Origin of the sequence: Bradyrhizobium aeschynomenes, assembly GCF_013178945.1 — a bacterium.
Lineage (GTDB): Bacteria > Pseudomonadota > Alphaproteobacteria > Rhizobiales > Xanthobacteraceae > Bradyrhizobium > Bradyrhizobium aeschynomenes.
On sequence record NZ_JABFDM010000001.1, the window covers coordinates 90,222 to 105,586 of the forward strand.

At 65.4% G+C, this 15,365-nt stretch carries 11 protein-coding genes; 1 reads left to right on the forward strand and 10 read right to left on the reverse strand.

The features are described 5' to 3' along the window. Positions 1 to 26: 26 nt before the first annotated feature. The 3 genes from HL666_RS00395 to HL666_RS00405 all read right to left on the reverse strand — a co-directional run bounded on the left by HL666_RS00395 (position 27) and on the right by HL666_RS00405 (position 3,842). Complete coding sequence (locus HL666_RS00395; RefSeq protein WP_172114215.1) at positions 27 to 1,937, reverse strand: gluzincin family metallopeptidase; 1,911 nt, start codon at positions 1,935 to 1,937, stop codon at positions 27 to 29. Between the two features lie 52 nt (positions 1,938 to 1,989). Further along, positions 1,990 to 3,147, reverse strand: a complete 1,158-nt coding sequence (locus tag HL666_RS00400) for a patatin-like phospholipase family protein (RefSeq protein WP_172179336.1) — start codon at positions 3,145 to 3,147, stop codon at positions 1,990 to 1,992. 113 nt (positions 3,148 to 3,260) lie between these two features. Then, complete coding sequence (locus HL666_RS00405; RefSeq protein ID WP_172114217.1) at positions 3,261 to 3,842, reverse strand: hypothetical protein; 582 nt, start codon at positions 3,840 to 3,842, stop codon at positions 3,261 to 3,263. 227 nt (positions 3,843 to 4,069) lie between these two features. Between HL666_RS00405 and HL666_RS00410 the strand changes: the two genes are divergently transcribed. After that, positions 4,070 to 5,158 (forward strand): SMP-30/gluconolactonase/LRE family protein, encoded by a 1,089-nt coding sequence (locus HL666_RS00410; RefSeq protein ID WP_172179338.1) that lies wholly within the window; start codon positions 4,070 to 4,072, stop codon positions 5,156 to 5,158. 96 nt (positions 5,159 to 5,254) lie between these two features. On the opposite strand, the gene HL666_RS00415 is transcribed toward HL666_RS00410, so the two are convergent. The 7 genes from HL666_RS00415 to HL666_RS00445 all read right to left on the reverse strand — a co-directional run bounded on the left by HL666_RS00415 (position 5,255) and on the right by HL666_RS00445 (position 15,361). Beyond that, the gene (locus HL666_RS00415) at positions 5,255 to 6,049 is read right to left on the reverse strand and encodes a class II aldolase/adducin family protein (protein WP_246741422.1); all 795 of its coding nucleotides are present in this window, start codon (positions 6,047 to 6,049) and stop codon (positions 5,255 to 5,257) included. A gap of 179 nt (positions 6,050 to 6,228) precedes the next feature. Beyond that, positions 6,229 to 7,767, reverse strand: coding sequence for a galactarate dehydratase (gene garD, locus HL666_RS00420; RefSeq protein ID WP_172179340.1), 1,539 nt, complete (start codon positions 7,765 to 7,767; stop codon positions 6,229 to 6,231). A gap of 205 nt (positions 7,768 to 7,972) precedes the next feature. Beyond that, positions 7,973 to 9,421, reverse strand: coding sequence for an aldehyde dehydrogenase family protein (locus HL666_RS00425; protein ID WP_008966065.1), 1,449 nt, complete (start codon positions 9,419 to 9,421; stop codon positions 7,973 to 7,975). A gap of 53 nt (positions 9,422 to 9,474) precedes the next feature. Next, on the reverse strand, positions 9,475 to 10,830 hold the full coding sequence (gene gudD / locus HL666_RS00430; protein ID WP_172179342.1) for a glucarate dehydratase: 1,356 nt from the start codon (positions 10,828 to 10,830) through the stop codon (positions 9,475 to 9,477). Positions 10,831 to 10,988: 158 nt separating this feature from the next. Further along, complete coding sequence (kdgD, locus tag HL666_RS00435) at positions 10,989 to 11,930, reverse strand: 5-dehydro-4-deoxyglucarate dehydratase (protein ID WP_172179344.1); 942 nt, start codon at positions 11,928 to 11,930, stop codon at positions 10,989 to 10,991. A gap of 137 nt (positions 11,931 to 12,067) precedes the next feature. Continuing rightward, positions 12,068 to 12,970: a LysR family transcriptional regulator gene (locus tag HL666_RS00440; protein ID WP_172114223.1), complete on the reverse strand. Its 903-nt coding sequence runs from the start codon at positions 12,968 to 12,970 to the stop codon at positions 12,068 to 12,070. A 1,053-nt stretch (positions 12,971 to 14,023) separates the two neighbouring features. Next, positions 14,024 to 15,361, reverse strand: a complete 1,338-nt coding sequence (locus HL666_RS00445) for an MFS transporter (RefSeq protein ID WP_172179346.1) — start codon at positions 15,359 to 15,361, stop codon at positions 14,024 to 14,026. Between the last annotated feature and the right edge of the window lie 4 nt (positions 15,362 to 15,365).

Sequence of the window (15,365 nt, forward strand, 5' to 3'; positions counted from 1 at the left end):
GTTCAGACCTCTGGCGACCAGGCATGTCAGACTCCCGCATGGAGCAGCGCGAAGTCCAGCCGGAAGCGCTTGTCCTCGTCATGTTCGGATGGCGTCGTGGTGGCGCGTCCGCTGCCGACGTAGAAATTGCGCACGCGTTCCTCGCGGTCGGGATGGTAGAGCTTGGGAATGACGAAGCGCACGCGCGGATTGGGACGCTTGTCATGCTCGGGTGGATCCTGCGCAATCAGCAGCGTGACGCCGTTGCGCATCGGGAACGTGCCGGGGATGCCGTGGCCGAACGGGACGCGCATGGTCTGCACCAGCTCCACGATCATGCTGACATAGAGCTTGCCGTCCTTTCCGGTCGAGAACATCGGATGAAAGGAAGGGGCCTCGATCTTGGCGGCCTTCGGATCGAAGCCGAGCTTGTCCGCTTTCTCGACGGCAAAGGCGCGCAGCACGTCGCCATTGTGGTCCTTCTCCGCCTTGGTGAGGCCGTTGGGATCACCGAAGATAAGGTCTTCTACCTCCAGTTTTCCGCGCACCACCTTTGGCCAGAACAGCGCCTCCTCCGAAAAGGCGCTTGCGTTCTCGGCGACGATGCCGCGCAGACGAAAAGCCTGCATCAAGGCATCACGAATGTGGTCCGGATCATCGGGTGTGTAGTCCAGATGCGCCGTGAGCAGCGCACGCAGGAAGTCGCCGAAGGTGATGTCGACGGGCGGGCAGTAGTCCAGCGCGCGAGCGCAGATGGTGAAGAACTCCTCGGCCGTCCGGCTTGCCTCCATCGCCAGCCGGTTCGCGAGCGGCACCGGCAGATCGGCCTTGTCGATGTTTCCGCCGCCGGCTCGAAAGATCCGGAACAGGTCGAAGGTTCTGCGGCCATAGACGGTGAAGTAGGCGTCGAAGACCGCGGCGACCAGAATCGAGCCGCGCTCATGCGGTTCGATCTTGGTTGCGATCTCCTTGGCCCCTTCGGGAGTCGCCGGCGTCATCAGGGCGCTGCGCAGGCAGGACTGTCGCCCCGCGGCTTCGCCGAACTGAGTGGCCAGCGCGATCAGCGGGTTTTCAGCGCCGAGCTGCGACTGGATCGCCGGCGTGGCCCCCGGCGCCAGCTCGGCGTCTCCCTTCAGCTTGAACTCGAACAGCTTGCCGCCGGTCTTCTGCAGCGTATCGACCAGCACCTCCTTATGCGAGAAATGCAGGAATAGCGCCGCGAGATCGGCGAATGCCTCGTGAAAGGCCGCCACGTCGACATTGGTCGGCTCCATGAAATGCTCGCGGATGCCGTCGACGATCGCGTGCGTGGTCTCGTGCACGATGATGTCGTGCGACAGGCAGGTGAACACGGTCTGGCCCGGCAGGTTGCGGCCAGGATTGGTGCGGCTGGCTGTGAAGTAGCCGAACAGGATGCCGTGTGCGTCCGGACTGTAGAAGGCATTCGCCTCGCACATGGCGTGCGGAAACAGGTTCAGTCGCCGGGAGGCGCCTCTGGGCGCGGGCGGTTGACTGCGGTCGAGCCGGGTCCGCCAGCGCACCCGGCGACCAAGGGCGTATTCGAAGCGCTGCAGGGTCTCGCTCGCGACGGCATACACCATCTGCTGATGAAAACGCGGGTCCGCCTCCGAGGGAAGCAGCCCGTGCGTCATCAGCAGCCTCGGATCGTCGAGATCGACCGGCTTGTAAAAGGTCTTCTGGCTGCCGTCGTAGTCGATCACCGCGAAGCGCTCGCCGACTGGGCCGGCTGCGAGGTTCTCGTAGCGGACACGCGTGACCATCTGATTGCTGACGAAGTTGCCGAGGCTCGGATCGAACGCATAGACGTTGAGCGGACGCTCCGACGGAAATGGTATTTCCGCCGTCGAGAAGATGTCCTCCGGCATCTCCGCCTGTGCGGCAGTTGCTTCGCTCCTGGGCGTGACGTCGTCGCATTTGAACCGCGATGGATACGTCATCCTCACCTCTGCGGGACGCCCGCTAATGTTGGTTGTGCACGAGGTCGCTCGCTCAGTAGGCACCCGGGAACGGGAAGCCGGTTGGATCGGCGACCTGAATTCCGAGCTTCTGTTGCAGCGCTGTGTCGATATGAGCGCGCAGCGCTGCGTCGCAGACCGCGTAGCCCCAGTTCATCAGCCGGTTCTGTATGTCGTGCGGCATCTTCTCGAGCCGGGTCGGAATGGCCGCCAGCGCCGCGGGGTCCCGATGCAGGCAGTCCAGCGGATCCGCGGCCAGCCTGTAGTCCGCGAAGTTGGTGCGGATCCCCCAGTAGGTTCCGGTGTGATCGCCACGCCGATAGGCGTCGATCAACTGACGCTTGCGCAGGCTCCGGACCTGATTGTCGATGACGCCGAGGATGCGAACCGCATGGCGGGCCCAATCGTGATGCGGATCGTCCTCCGCAGCGATCTGCTGCCCGGCATCGCTGACGAGCAGCGTCGAGAAGCGCTTCACGGTCTCGAGGCCCAGATTGTCGTAGACGCCGCCGTCGCTGAGCACGGCGCTCGTCGTATAAGGTGGATGATTGAGATCGGCGCCATCCACCTTCCGAACGGGCTGTCGGATCGGCAGCGTCAGCGGCGAAAGGATGGGAGGAAACGCCGAGGAGGCGGCGACCGCAGTGGCAAGCGTCACGTCGGGTGCATCGACCAGCCCGACGCGATAATCGCCCATATAGCGACGCGAGAACCGCCACAGCACGGCGGACTGGACGTTGGTCGCGTTGATGACGAAGCGCGGCGCCTTGCCGCCGCCATCGTCTGGAAGGTCGGCGAGCTTCTTGCCGCCGAACAGAACGCCGTCATACGCGGCCGCCACACGATCGCTGATCGTGCCGGGCAGCAGGATCCCGCCGATCACTGCGCCGACATCGACCGATGTGTCCGCCATCCTGCGAAGACCATCGACGATGATGGTGAGGTTGTCCGCCTTGCCCGCAGCGTTGAAATGAAGGTCCTTCCATCGCAGGCCGAGATAGGCGGCGGTGATCGAACCGCCCGACACGCTGGAGATGCGCTTGAGCCGGCTCAGCAGTCCGACTTCGTTGAGCCGCCACAGCGCGCCGATGTGAAACAGCATGGCACGGTAGCCGCCGCCGGACAGAGACAGCGTCACGCCGTCTTCGTGCTGCGCGCTTGCGGCTTCGAGGTCGGTCGGCTCGGTCGGCATGACGGTCCTCCCCTTTGCCGATAGGTCGGGGGGGACGGGCACACGTTCAACGGGATGACGAATTTTTTTGCATCCAGCACAAGCAACGGCGCCGGACTGCCGAGCCGGCAGGCTTACTGGTAGGGATTGTGCTCCGCGTTGGTCATGGTCTGGCGTACGCGGCGCAGGATGATGGGCGTGCCGTCGGAGACGAATTGCAGCTCGTAGGCGCGGCCGGAGTCGTCCTTGGCGGAGCAGGTTACGCTCGACACCTTGAGCATGGCGAAATTGCCGATCTGCCGGCATACGCCCGACGAGATCTGCGCTGCGGGCACCGGAATGCCGTCCACCTTCGGGCGGTGCTTCGAGTTCAACAGCATGCGATCGATCGGGAGCTCGTAGACGTTCTGGATCGATCGACGGCCGTTGATGCCGGAGAAGGCGATGATGTGGCTCTCGTCGGAGGGATCGTCGAGCGCGACGGTAAAATGCGCGCGGCCCTTTTCGCTGTGAAAGAATGCCACGGTCTTGCACGGGAATTCGCGGCCGTCGACCTTCACGGTGCGACAGGTGCCGGACATCAGCGCGTAGAGATCGATATCGGGCTTGTCCTCGAGCGAGCCGGCGGCCGGAAGCGGCGGTTCGGCCAGGCACGGCGGCGTGCCGAGGCACAGACCGAACGCAACGGCGAGGAGACGGGAAAAATGCAGGGGCATCCGCGGGGTGAGCCTCGTGGGAATCATGTCTGCGCGGGAATTAGCGTTGTGTCAGCTTTGCGGCGAAAAGAGGCCCGACCAGCGCCGGCACGACCCATCCGCTGCAGCGCGGGAATGGCCGTGCGCCGATCGATACCGCAAAAGCAATGGAAAGTTCCGTGCGCACCTTCTATGGGAAGAACATGGCCGGTCCCTGGCCCAACACAAGAACGATACGGAGGAGACTGATGATATTGTCGCGTCGCGGCATGCTTTCGGCCGCGCTCAGCGGAGCGGCGCTGGCGATCTCGGGGCAGGCGAAGGCGCAATCCTTCGCCTTCAAGCCGAACCAGCGCTATCCCGATCCCGCGGTCGAGATCCTCGATCCGAGCTTCGCCAAGTATCGCCTCTACAGCTCGACCGTCGAGCAGGTCGCCAGCGGCATGCGCTGGGCGGAAGGGCCGGTCTATTTTCCCGAAGAACGCTGTGTTCTGGTCAGCGACATCCCCAACAACCGGATCATGAAGTACAGCGAGGACGACGGCAGCTTCACCGTCGTCCGCAGCCCTTCGAACTACGCCAACGGCAACACGCGCGACCGCCAGGGGCGGCTCGTCAGCTGCGAACATTCGGTGACGCGCCGCATCACCCGGACGGAGAAGAACGGCACCGTGACCGTGCTCGCCGACAGCTTCGAAGGCAAGCGGCTGAACGCGCCGAACGACATCGTGGTGAAGTCGGACGACACGATCTGGTTCACCGATCCTCTGTTCGGCATCAATGGCAATTGGGAAGGCTTCAAGGCCAAGTCCGAGCAGGCCAGCACCAATGTGTTCCGCATCGGCACCGACGGCAAGCTGACCGCTGTGATCACCGACCTCGTCAACCCGAACGGGCTCGCCTTTTCGCCGGACGAGAAGAAGCTCTACGTCGTGGAGTGGAAGGGCACGCCGAACCGCAGCATCTGGAGCTACGACGTCAATGCCGACGGCACGGTCGGCAACAAGACCAAGCTGATCGACGCCGCCGACCAGGGCTCGCTCGACGGTTTCCGCGTCGACCGTGACGGCAATCTCTGGTGCGGCTGGGGCTCGAACGGCGCGCTGGCGTCGGAGCCGGTGGACGTCAACGGCCGCAAGGTGTTTCCGCTCAAGGGCAAGCCGGAGGATCTCGATGGCGTCATGGTGTTCAACCCGCAGGGCAAGCCGATCGGCTTCATCCGGCTGCCCGAGCGTTGCGCCAACCTGACGTTCGGCGGGCCGAAGAACAACCGGCTCTACATGGCGGCGTCGCATTCGCTGTACGCGCTGTATGTCGAGACGGAAGGCGCGGTGTAGAACGGCGTCGGCGCTGCAGAGAATTCCGGAGCGAACCCCGTCGGGGCGCTCCGGAACGATCTTCGATGGTGTCGCCTGCAGCGCCATTGGTCCCGACTATTTCCCCGCCTGCACCTTCTGCTTCCACAGCACCCAGGCGCGGTCCATGATCACCATGTTGACGCCGTCGGCCTTGGCGGCTTCCTCGGCGCTGAGATAGGTCACGTCGGAGCCGAGCCCGAGCGCCTGCGCTTGCAGTCGGGCATTGACGTCGGTGTAGTAGGCGCGGAACACGGCGGCCTGCACCGCAGGGCCGACGGTGACGTCGCCATGGCCGCGCATCAGCACGACCGATTTGTCGCCGAGCGCGGCCGCGAGCGATTTGCCGATCGCGTTGTTGCGCACCAGCATGTCGGTGGCGCCGAACTCCTTGCCGATGTCCCACACCGGCGCGCCCTCGCCGAGGAACGCGGCGTTGTGATAGAGCGGCTTCAGCGGCGTGCGGCTGACGCTGAAAGGAACGACGCCCGGTGAATGCGTGTGCACCACCGCGTTGACGTCCGGGCGCGCCTTGTAGATCTCGGCATGGATGAAGCGTTCGAGGAAGACGGCGCGGTTCTTCGCGTCGACCGGCTCGCCGTTCTCGCCGAACTCCATGATGTCGGCGGCGGTGACCTGCGCCGGCGCAATCGAGCGCGCCATCAGGAAGTGACGCGGATTGGCGGGACTGCGTGCGCTGACATGGCCGAAGGCATCGACGACACCGAGATCGGCGAGCACCCGGCTGCCGGTGGCGATGTCCTCGAGCAGCTCGCGCGGGACGCCGGGGATGGCGTCGTCGGCGCGGGAGGGGGCGGTCGAGAGGAGGAGGGCTGCTGCGGCGATTGCGGCGAAGCGGCTGAACTTGAACATCTGGCTCTTCCTCCCGGCCATTTGTTATCTAGGCTCGCCGCCTCAGCATACGCGTCATTGCGAGCGAAGCGAAGCAATCCAGGATGGTGGGCGGGACCCTGGATTGCTTCGCTTCGCTCGCAATGACGGGGAGGGGTTCGAGCTTAGCAACTATCATGGCCGGGTCAGCGAGCGCCTCCTCAAGTCACTGGCGCCGGATTGAACAGAGTGAGATCATTATGGATGCCCCAGCGGTCCGACCACGGCTTGGTGCGGCCGGAGGCGACGTCGAGGATCAGCTTGAACAGCTCCCAGCCGGTCTCCTCGATGGTCATCTCGCCGGTGGCGATGCGGCCGGCGTCGAAATCGATCAGGTCCTTCCAGCGCCGCGCCAGCTCGGTGCGGGTGGCGACCTTGATGACGGGCGCGGCCGCGAGGCCATAGGGCGTGCCGCGGCCGGTGGTGAAGACCTGGAGCGTCATGCCGGAGGCGAGCTGCAAGGTGCCGCAGATGAAGTCGGAGGCCGGCGTCGCCGCGAACAGCATGCCCTTCTGCTTGGCCTTCTCGCCCGGCGCCAGCACGCCGTGGATCGGTCCGGAGCCGGACTTGACGATCGAGCCGAGCGACTTCTCGACGATGTTGGCGAGGCCGCCCTTCTTGTTGCCCGGCGTCGTGTTGGCGCTGCGATCGGCACCGCCGCGCTTGAGATAGGCGTCATACCAGTCCATCTCGCGGATCAGCGCGCGGCCGACATCCTCGTTGATGGCGCGCCGCGTCAACAGCTGGATGGCGTCGCGAACTTCGGTGACTTCGGAGAACATCACCGTGGCGCCGGCGCGGACCAGCAGGTCGGCGGCGAAGCCGACGGCGGGATTGGCGGTGACGCCGGAGAACGCATCGCTGCCGCCGCATTGCAGGCCGATGACGAGGTCGGAGGCCGGGCAGGTCTGGCGCGTGCGCTTGTTGAGCTCGGCGAGGCGGCGATCGGCCTGCGTCAGGATGGCGTCGACGATCGCGCCGAAGCCGTCGAAGGCCTCGTCCTGCATGCGCACGATCGAGTCCTCGGTGCCTTCCGGTAGCAGCCGCTCCGGCGCGAGCTTCTCGCAGCCGAGGCCGACGACCAGGATCTCGCCGCCGAAATTCGGGTTCAGCGCGAGGTTCTGCAAGGTGCGGATCGGCACTACCGCATCGGGCGCCGAGATCGCGACGCCGCAGCCATAGGCATGGGTGAGCGCGACGACGTCGTCGACATTCGGGTACTTCGGCAGCAGCTCGGACTTGATGCGCTTTATCGCGAATTCCAGCGTGCCCTTCACGCATTGCACCGAGGTCGAGATGCCCAGCACGTTGCGGGTGCCGACCGAGCCGTCGGCATTGCGATAGCCCTCGAACGTGTAGCCCTCCAGCGGCGGCAGCGGCGCCGGGACGGCGGTGGAGATTTCCAGCTGGTCGAGGGCAGGGGCCTCGGGCATGTCGATGCGGGCTTCGTCGACCCACTCGCCGGCGGCGATCGGTGACGACGCGGTGCCGATGATCTCGCCGTAACGGACGATCGGCGCGCCCTGGGGAATGTCGACCAGCGCGGTCTTGTGGCCCTGCGGCACGAAGCTCTTTAGGATCAAGCCATCGGGAAGTTTGGTGCCGGCAGGCAGGCCGAAATCGTTGACCACGATCGCGACGTTGTCGCGCGCGTTGAGCTTGATGACCCGCGGCTCCTGGTTCACGACCTGCTGGTTCATGCTGGCTCCGTTGTGCTCCGTAGGGTGGGCAAAGGCGCGGAGCGCCGTGCCCACCTATTAGTTCTGTCGCTCGTCGGTGGGCATGCTTCGCTTTGCCCACTCCGCAGATCTCAGTTTTCGTCATTGCGAGGAGCGAAGCGACGAAGCAATCCAGACTCTTGTCCTGGCCCTGGATTGCTTCGCTTCGCTCGCAATGACGACCCGCTCACACCGGGAAGGTGTAGGCCGTCTTCACCGTCGTGTAGAACTCGCGCGCGTAGGAGCCCTGCTCGCGGGCGCCGTAGCTCGAGCCTTTCCGGCCGCCGAACGGGACGTGGTAGTCGACACCGGCGGTCGGCAAATTGACCATCACCATGCCGGCCTCGCTGTTGCGCTTGAAGTGCGAGGCGTATTTCAGGCTGGTGGTGCAGACGCCGGCGGCGAGACCGAACTCGGTATCGTTGGAGATCGCCAGCGCCTCGTCGTAGTTCTTGGCGCGGATGACGCAGGCCACCGGGCCAAAAATCTCCTCGCGCGCGATGCGCATGTTGTTGTTGGCCTCGGTGAACAGCGCCGGCTGCATGTAGAAGCCGGGGGACTCGCGGTTGAGCAGCTCGCCGCCCCAGGCCAGCTTGGCGCCTTCGTCCTGGCCGATCTTGAGATAGCGCTGGTCCTGCTCGAGCTGATTGCCGTCGACCACCGGGCCGATATGCGTGCCCTGCTTGACGGCGTCGTCGACGACGAGGCCCTTCAGGCGCTCGGTCAGCGCCTCGACGAACTTGTCGTGGATGCCTTCGGTGACGATCAGGCGCGACGACGCTGTGCAGCGCTGGCCGGTCGAGAAGTAGGCGCCGTTGGCGGCGGCTTCGACCGCGACCTTGACGTCGGCGTCATCGAGCACGACCAGCGGATTCTTGCCGCCCATCTCCAACTGGAACTTCTTCATCGGGTTCGACAGCACGCAGGCCTGCGCGATCTTGCGCCCCGTGCCGACCGATCCGGTGAAGGAGATCGCAGCGACGTCGGGATGTTCGAGCAGGGTCTGGCCGACCACCGAGCCGGAGCCGACGACCAGGTTGAACACGCCGGCCGGAATGCCGGAGCGCGCGATGATCTCGCTCAAAGCATGCGCCGAGCCCGGCACCAGCTCAGCCGGCTTGAACACGACAGTGTTGCCGTAACAGAGCGCGGGCGCGATCTTCCAGGCGGGAATGGCGATCGGGAAATTCCAGGGCGTGATCATGCCGACGACGCCGACAGCCTCGCGGGTGATCTCGACGTCGAGGCCCGGACGCACCGAGGCACCCTTCTCGCCGGTCAGACGCAGCGCCTCGCCTGCGAAGAACGCGAAGATCTGGCCGGCACGGGCGACCTCGCCGATGCCCTCGGGCAGAGTCTTGCCTTCCTCGCGGGCGAGCAGGCGGCCGAGCTCTTCCTTGCGCGACAGGATCTCCGCCGAGATCTTGTTCAGCGCATCGTAGCGCTCCTGCGGGGTCGAGCGCGACCAGGCGGGGAAGGCGGCCTTGGCGGCGGCGATCGCCTTCTCGGTCTGCGCCTTGTCGGCCTTGGCGTATTCGCCGACGACGTCGTTGGTGTTCGAGGGATTGATGTTGCGGGTCACCCCGCTGCCGTCGACCCACTCGCCGGCAATGAAATTCTTGAGGATCGCGTTCATGTTGTTCTCCAGACTTTGCGCGATTGCTCGGACAATCTAACCGATCGCCCCCGTCATCGCACGAGACAGGGGCGCTTGTCGTCGAAGGTCCAGCCGGGGATCAGATACTGCATTGCGACAGCGTCGTCGCGTGCGCCGAGCCCGTGGCTCTTGTAAAGTTCATGAGCCTTTTCGATGGCGCTGCGGTCAATCTCGATGCCGAGTCCGGCTTGCTCGGGCACCGCGATCTTGCCGCCCTTGATCTGCAGCGGCTGCTTGGTCAGCGACTGGCCGTCCTGCCAGATCCAGTGGGTGTCGATCGCGGTGACCTTGCCGGGAGCGGCGGCGGCGACATGGGTGAACATCGCCAGCGAAATGTCGAAATGGTTGTTGGAGTGTGAACCCCAGGTCAGGCCGTTGTCCTTGCAGGTCTGGGCGACGCGCACCGAGCCCTGCATGGTCCAGAAATGGGGATCGGCCAGCGGGATGTCGACCGCGCCGAGCCGCAGCGCATGGCTGAGCTGTCGCCAGTCGGTGGCAATCATGTTGGTCGCGGTCGGCAGGCCCGTGGCGCGGCGGAACTCGGCCATGATTTCGCGCCCGGAGAAGCCGGCCTCGGCGCCGCAGGGGTCCTCGGCATAGGCGAGGATGCCGTGCATGTCCTTGCACAGCCGGATCGCCTCATCGAGCGACCAGGCGCCATTCGGATCGAGCGTGACGCGCGCCTGTGGAAAGCGCTTGGCGATGGCGGTCACCGCCTCGATCTCGGCCTCGCCCTTGAGCACGCCGCCCTTGAGCTTGAAGTCGGCAAAGCCGTAGGCGTCGTGGGTGGCCTCGGCGAGCCGCACCACAGCTTCGGGCGTCATCGCCTCCTGATGTCGCAGCGTATACCAGCCCTCACGCTCCCCCTCGCCGGTGGCGTAGGGCAGGTCGGTCTTCCTGCGGTCGCCGACGAAGAACAGATAGCCGAGCGCCTCCACCGACGTGCGCTGCTGGCCCTCGCCGAGCAGCGCCGCGACGGGCAGGCCGAGATGCTGGCCGAGCAGGTCGAGCAGAGCGGATTCGACCGCCGTGACCGCGTGGATCATGACGCGCAGGTCGAAGGTCTGCTTGCCGCGTCCCCCGGCATCACGGTCCGCGAACGTGGTGCGCATGGTGGCGAGGATGGTGTTGCAGGCGCCGATGCTCTGGCCAACGATCAGGCTCTTCGCATCCTCTAAGGTCTGCCGGATCTTCTCGCCGCCCGGCACCTCGCCGACGCCGGTATGGCCGGAATTGTCGGTCAGGATGACGAGGTTGCGGGTGAAGAACGGTCCATGCGCGCCTGAGAGATTGAGCAGCATGCTGTCACGGCCCGCGACCGGAATGACCTCCATGCCGGTGACGACCGGCGCGCCGGAAATTCTGGTGCTGGTGGCGTCGTGACTCATCATGCTCCTCCGTTGTCGTCTCGTTTTTTCGCTGTCATTCCGGGGCAGCCCGTCAGGGCTGAACCCGGAATCTCGAGATTGGCTTGCGCCGCATCTTGTCCTTCACTTCGAGATTCCGGGTTCAAGGCCTTGCGGCCTTGCCCCGGAATGACGGTAGATCACTCCGCTGCCTGGCTCACCGCCGCTTTTGGCAGCGCCTTCACCAGCGCGGTCAACTCGGTCATCTCGGCCTCGGTGAGGTCGGTCAGCGGCAGGCGGACCGGGCCGGAATCGCGGCCGATCACCTTCATGCCGGCCTTGATGATCGAGACCGCGTAGCCCTTCTTGCGGTTGCGTATCGCGATCAGCGGCAAAATGAAATCCTTCAATCCGGCATGGATGGCGGCGTGGTCGCGCTTGCGCACTGCGGCATAGAAGTTGGTGGCGAACTCCGGCACGAAGTTGAACACCGCCGAGGAGTAGGTGGTCACGCCCATGTCGAGATAGGGCAGGGCGAAGGTCTCGGCGGTCGGCAGGCCGCCGATATAGGTCAGGCGGTCGCCCATCTTGCTGTAGACGCGGGTCATCAGCTCGATGTCGCCGATGCCGTCCTTGTAGCCGACCAGGTTCGGGCAGCGCTCGCACAGCCGCGCCAAGGTGTCCGGCTGCAGGATGGCGTTGTCGCGATTGTAGACGATGACGCCGATCTTGACCGATTTGCAGATCGCCTCGACATGGGCGGCGAGGCCCTCCTGCTCGGCATGCATCAGATAGGGCGGCAGCAGCAGCAGGCCGTCGGCGCCGGCTTGCTCCGCGCCAACCGCGATCTCGCGGGCGATTGCGGTGCCGTACCCGGTGCCGGCCAGCACGGGCACGCGGCCGCGGGTCTCCTCGACGGCGACCTTGACCACCTGGGGCACTTCGGCTGCTGTCAGCGAGAAGAACTCGCCGGTGCCGCCGGCGGCGAACAGGCCCGCGACCTCGTAGCCGCACAGCCAGTCCATGTTGGTGCGATAGGTGGCCTCGTCGAACGAATAGTCGGCCTTGAACGGCGTCACGGGAAAGGAGAGCAGGCCGCTGCCGATTTTCGCGGCCATTTCCTGTGGGGTCATCTTGCTCATCGTGCGTGTCCTCAGCGCTTGTTCCGGGGTGTGACGTCGCGTGGCGCGGCCCGCGCGCGTCGTCCTGGGGCGTGTCGTAGGACCAAGTTCAATGCCGGTCCAAGCCAATCACGGTATCGATTGATGCAGGCCGGGCATCAATCTTCGGTCTGTTGAACGGCAAGCTTGCCGGCGAGATCGACCAGCGCTGGCAGCAGCGGATTGTCGTGATCGCGCCGCCAGACCAGGAACAGCTCGGCCGGCGTCGGATTGCGCAGCTTCAGCGGCCGCAGCCGGACGTCGGCGATCTTCAGGCTGGAGGCGGCTTCCGGCACGATGGCCAGGCCGAGGCCGGCGCGCACCATGGCGAGGATGGAGTGAATCTGGCTGAGGTGTTGAACGTAGCGCGGGAGCACTTCGGCGCGCATGAATTGCGACACCAGCAAGTCGTGAAAGTAGCGCGCCTCGGTCTGCGAATACATGATGAACGGCTGGCCGTCGAAATCGCGGATCGACACGCTCTCGGCGGAGGCGAGGCGGTGCCGTCGCGGCAGCGCGGCACAGAGCGGCTCGGCGACGACGCGGCGGGTGGCGAATTCGGGGCGCGCGATCGGCGGCCGCAGCAGGCCGGCGTCGATCTGGCCGGAGGCCAGCGCCTCGATCTGGTCGCCCGACACCATCTCCTTCAGCGACAGATCGGCCTCGGGCAGCTCGCTGCGGCAGGCGGCGACGAGGTCGGGCAGGAAACTGTAGGCGGCCGCTGCCGTGAAGCCGATCTTGAGCGAGCCGCTCTTGCCGCTGGCGATGCGCTGCGCCACCTGCGCCGCGCTCTCGGCCATCTTCAGGATGCGCCGCGCCTCCGGGAGGAAGCTGCGCCCGGCCGGCGTCAGCTTCACCGAGCGGCTGGTGCGCTCGAGCAGCACCGCGTCGATGATGTGCTCCAGCACCTGGATCTGCCGCGACAGCGGCGGCTGCGTCATGTTCAGCCGGACGGCGGCGCGGCCGAAATGCAGCTCCTCGGCCACGGTGACGAAGCAGCGCAGCTGGTTGAGGTCGAACATCAATGCTTCCGAGGTATGGATGGGGTGGGTGATGTGGGTGTAGTAGCATCGATCGGGTAGGGTGGGAACGGCTTCAACGGCTCTCTGGATGGTGCCGGGCTGTATCAGCAACCTCGGTCGTCGTCCCGGCGAACGCCGGGACCCATAATCACAGGGAGAACTTTGAGGCACCCTGGTCATAATCAGCTCGCGCCTCACGCCTGCTGCGGCGTATGGATCCCGGATCGGCGCATCGCCGCGCTGGCGCGCGTCGATGCTTGTCCGGGACGACGGCGGAGAGCGTGACGGATTCACGTTTCGCACAGCAGATGGCTGGTGGGGCCACGCCGTCGCGTCCTCGCGGCACGTGATGCCCGAGTTCTGCAATCAATTGTCCCTCGCAGACAGTGCAGAGGGCGCAGGGAATGCCGGGTGAAGGCCTCACCCATGGCCCGCCTGCGAAAAAATGCAGGCGGCAGGTACCACAGGTAAAGCCGAACACGCCGGCATTCCCTGCGCGATGGGTTTCACGCTTATACGCAGTCTCCCTGGTGCGCCGGCTTGTTGGCCACCATCCCCAGCGCCATGCGCTCGCATCGCGCCAAGTTAATACCAGCGTCGGGGTATCAGGACCCTGCGACTTCACGTCCGCGGCAAAGCCGTTCGTCCGCGTGCCCGAAGACACGCTGCGGCTTCATCGCGGCCATCGCATCCCCGCCTCGCGTGTCGTGACGATCGCGCGCTACGCCCCTACTGCATTGAGGCGGGATGCGGGGAGTTGATCATGAATTCTGGAAAATAGCAATGGAATTATTTTTGTCGGAATTCGCGCGGTGGCGTTGCTGCGCAAGAAGCGATCGTCGAGATCTCTCCCCCGTCATTCCGGGGCGCGCGGAGCGCGAGCCCGGAATCCATCGTGCGGCAGAGCATGCGGGGAAATGGATTCCGGGCTCGCCGCGCCTTCGCGCGTCGCCCCGGAAGGACGGCTGAGTTCGAGGCCACGGCCGTTCGCGCAAAAAAAACGGCGGCCCGAGGCCGCCGTTCAAGTCGAGACCACGCAAGGGGGCGTGGTGCTCAGGAGGCTCGGAGTTCGACGCGCTGGATGCGGCCGACGATGAAGAGATAGGCGAAGGCTGCCACCAGCGCGTTGAGGCCGACGAACACCAGCGCGCCGTTGAACGAGCCGGTGGCCGACAGGATGTAGCCGATCACGATCGGCGTGGTGATGCTGGAGAGGTTGCCGAAGGTGTTGAACAGCCCGCCGGAGACGCCGCCGGCCTCCTTTGGCGAGGTGTCGGAGACCACCGCCCAGCCGAGCGCGCCGATGCCCTTGCCGAAGAAGGCGAGCGCCATCAGGCCGACGACGAGCGCCTGGCCGTCGACATAGTTGCAGCCGATGATCGCCATCGACAGCAGCATGCCGCCGACGATCGGGATCTTGCGCGCCAGGGTCAGCGATCCCGTCTTGCGCAGGATGGCGTCGGAGATGAAGCCGCCGAGCACGCCGCCGATGAAGCCGCACAGCGCGGGCAAGGTCGCGACGAAGCCCGCCTGCAGGATCGACAGGCCGCGCTCCTTGACGAGATAGACCGGAAACCAGGTCAGGAAGAAATAGGTCAGCGTGTTGATGCAGTACTGGCCGATATAGACGCCGAGCATCATGCGGTTGGAGAGCAACTGACCGATATGCGACCAGGTCGGGCCGCCGGCTGAGGCCTTGCCGTCGCGCGCGCCCTCCATGTCGATCAATGCGCCGCCCTGCTTGATGTAGTCGAGCTCGGCCTCGTTGACATCAGGATGATCCTTGGGCCCGTACATGGTCTTGATCCAGATGAGGCCCATGATGATGCCGAGCGCGCCCATGACCGTAAAGACGTGGCGCCAGCCGAATTGATGCGCGATCCAGCCCATCAGCGGCGCGAAGATCACGGTCGCGAAATATTGCCCGGAGTTGAAGAACGCCGAGGCGGTGCCGCGCTCGTTGCTCGGAAACCAGGCGGCGACGATGCGGGCATTGGCGGGAAAGCTCGGCGCCTCGGCGAGGCCGACCAGGAAGCGCAGCGCGAACAGCGCGGTGACGGCGGCGGCGCCGGAGAAGAAGCCGATCCAGCCCTGCATCATCGTGAAGATCGACCAGATGACGATGCTGCAGGCATAGACCCAGCGCGAGCCGAAGCGGTCGAGCAGCCAGCCGCCCGGCACCTGCGCGAGCACATAGGACCAGCCGAAGGCGGAAAACACAAAGCCCATCGCGACGGGATCGAGATGCAGCTCCTTGGAGAGCGCGGGGCCGGCGATCGAGAGCGTGGCGCGATCGGCGTAGTTCACGGTGGTGACCAGGAACAGCATGGTCACGATGAACAGCCGCACGCGCGATCGGCGCAATTCGGCCGCAGTTACGATTGCGCTCATGCGC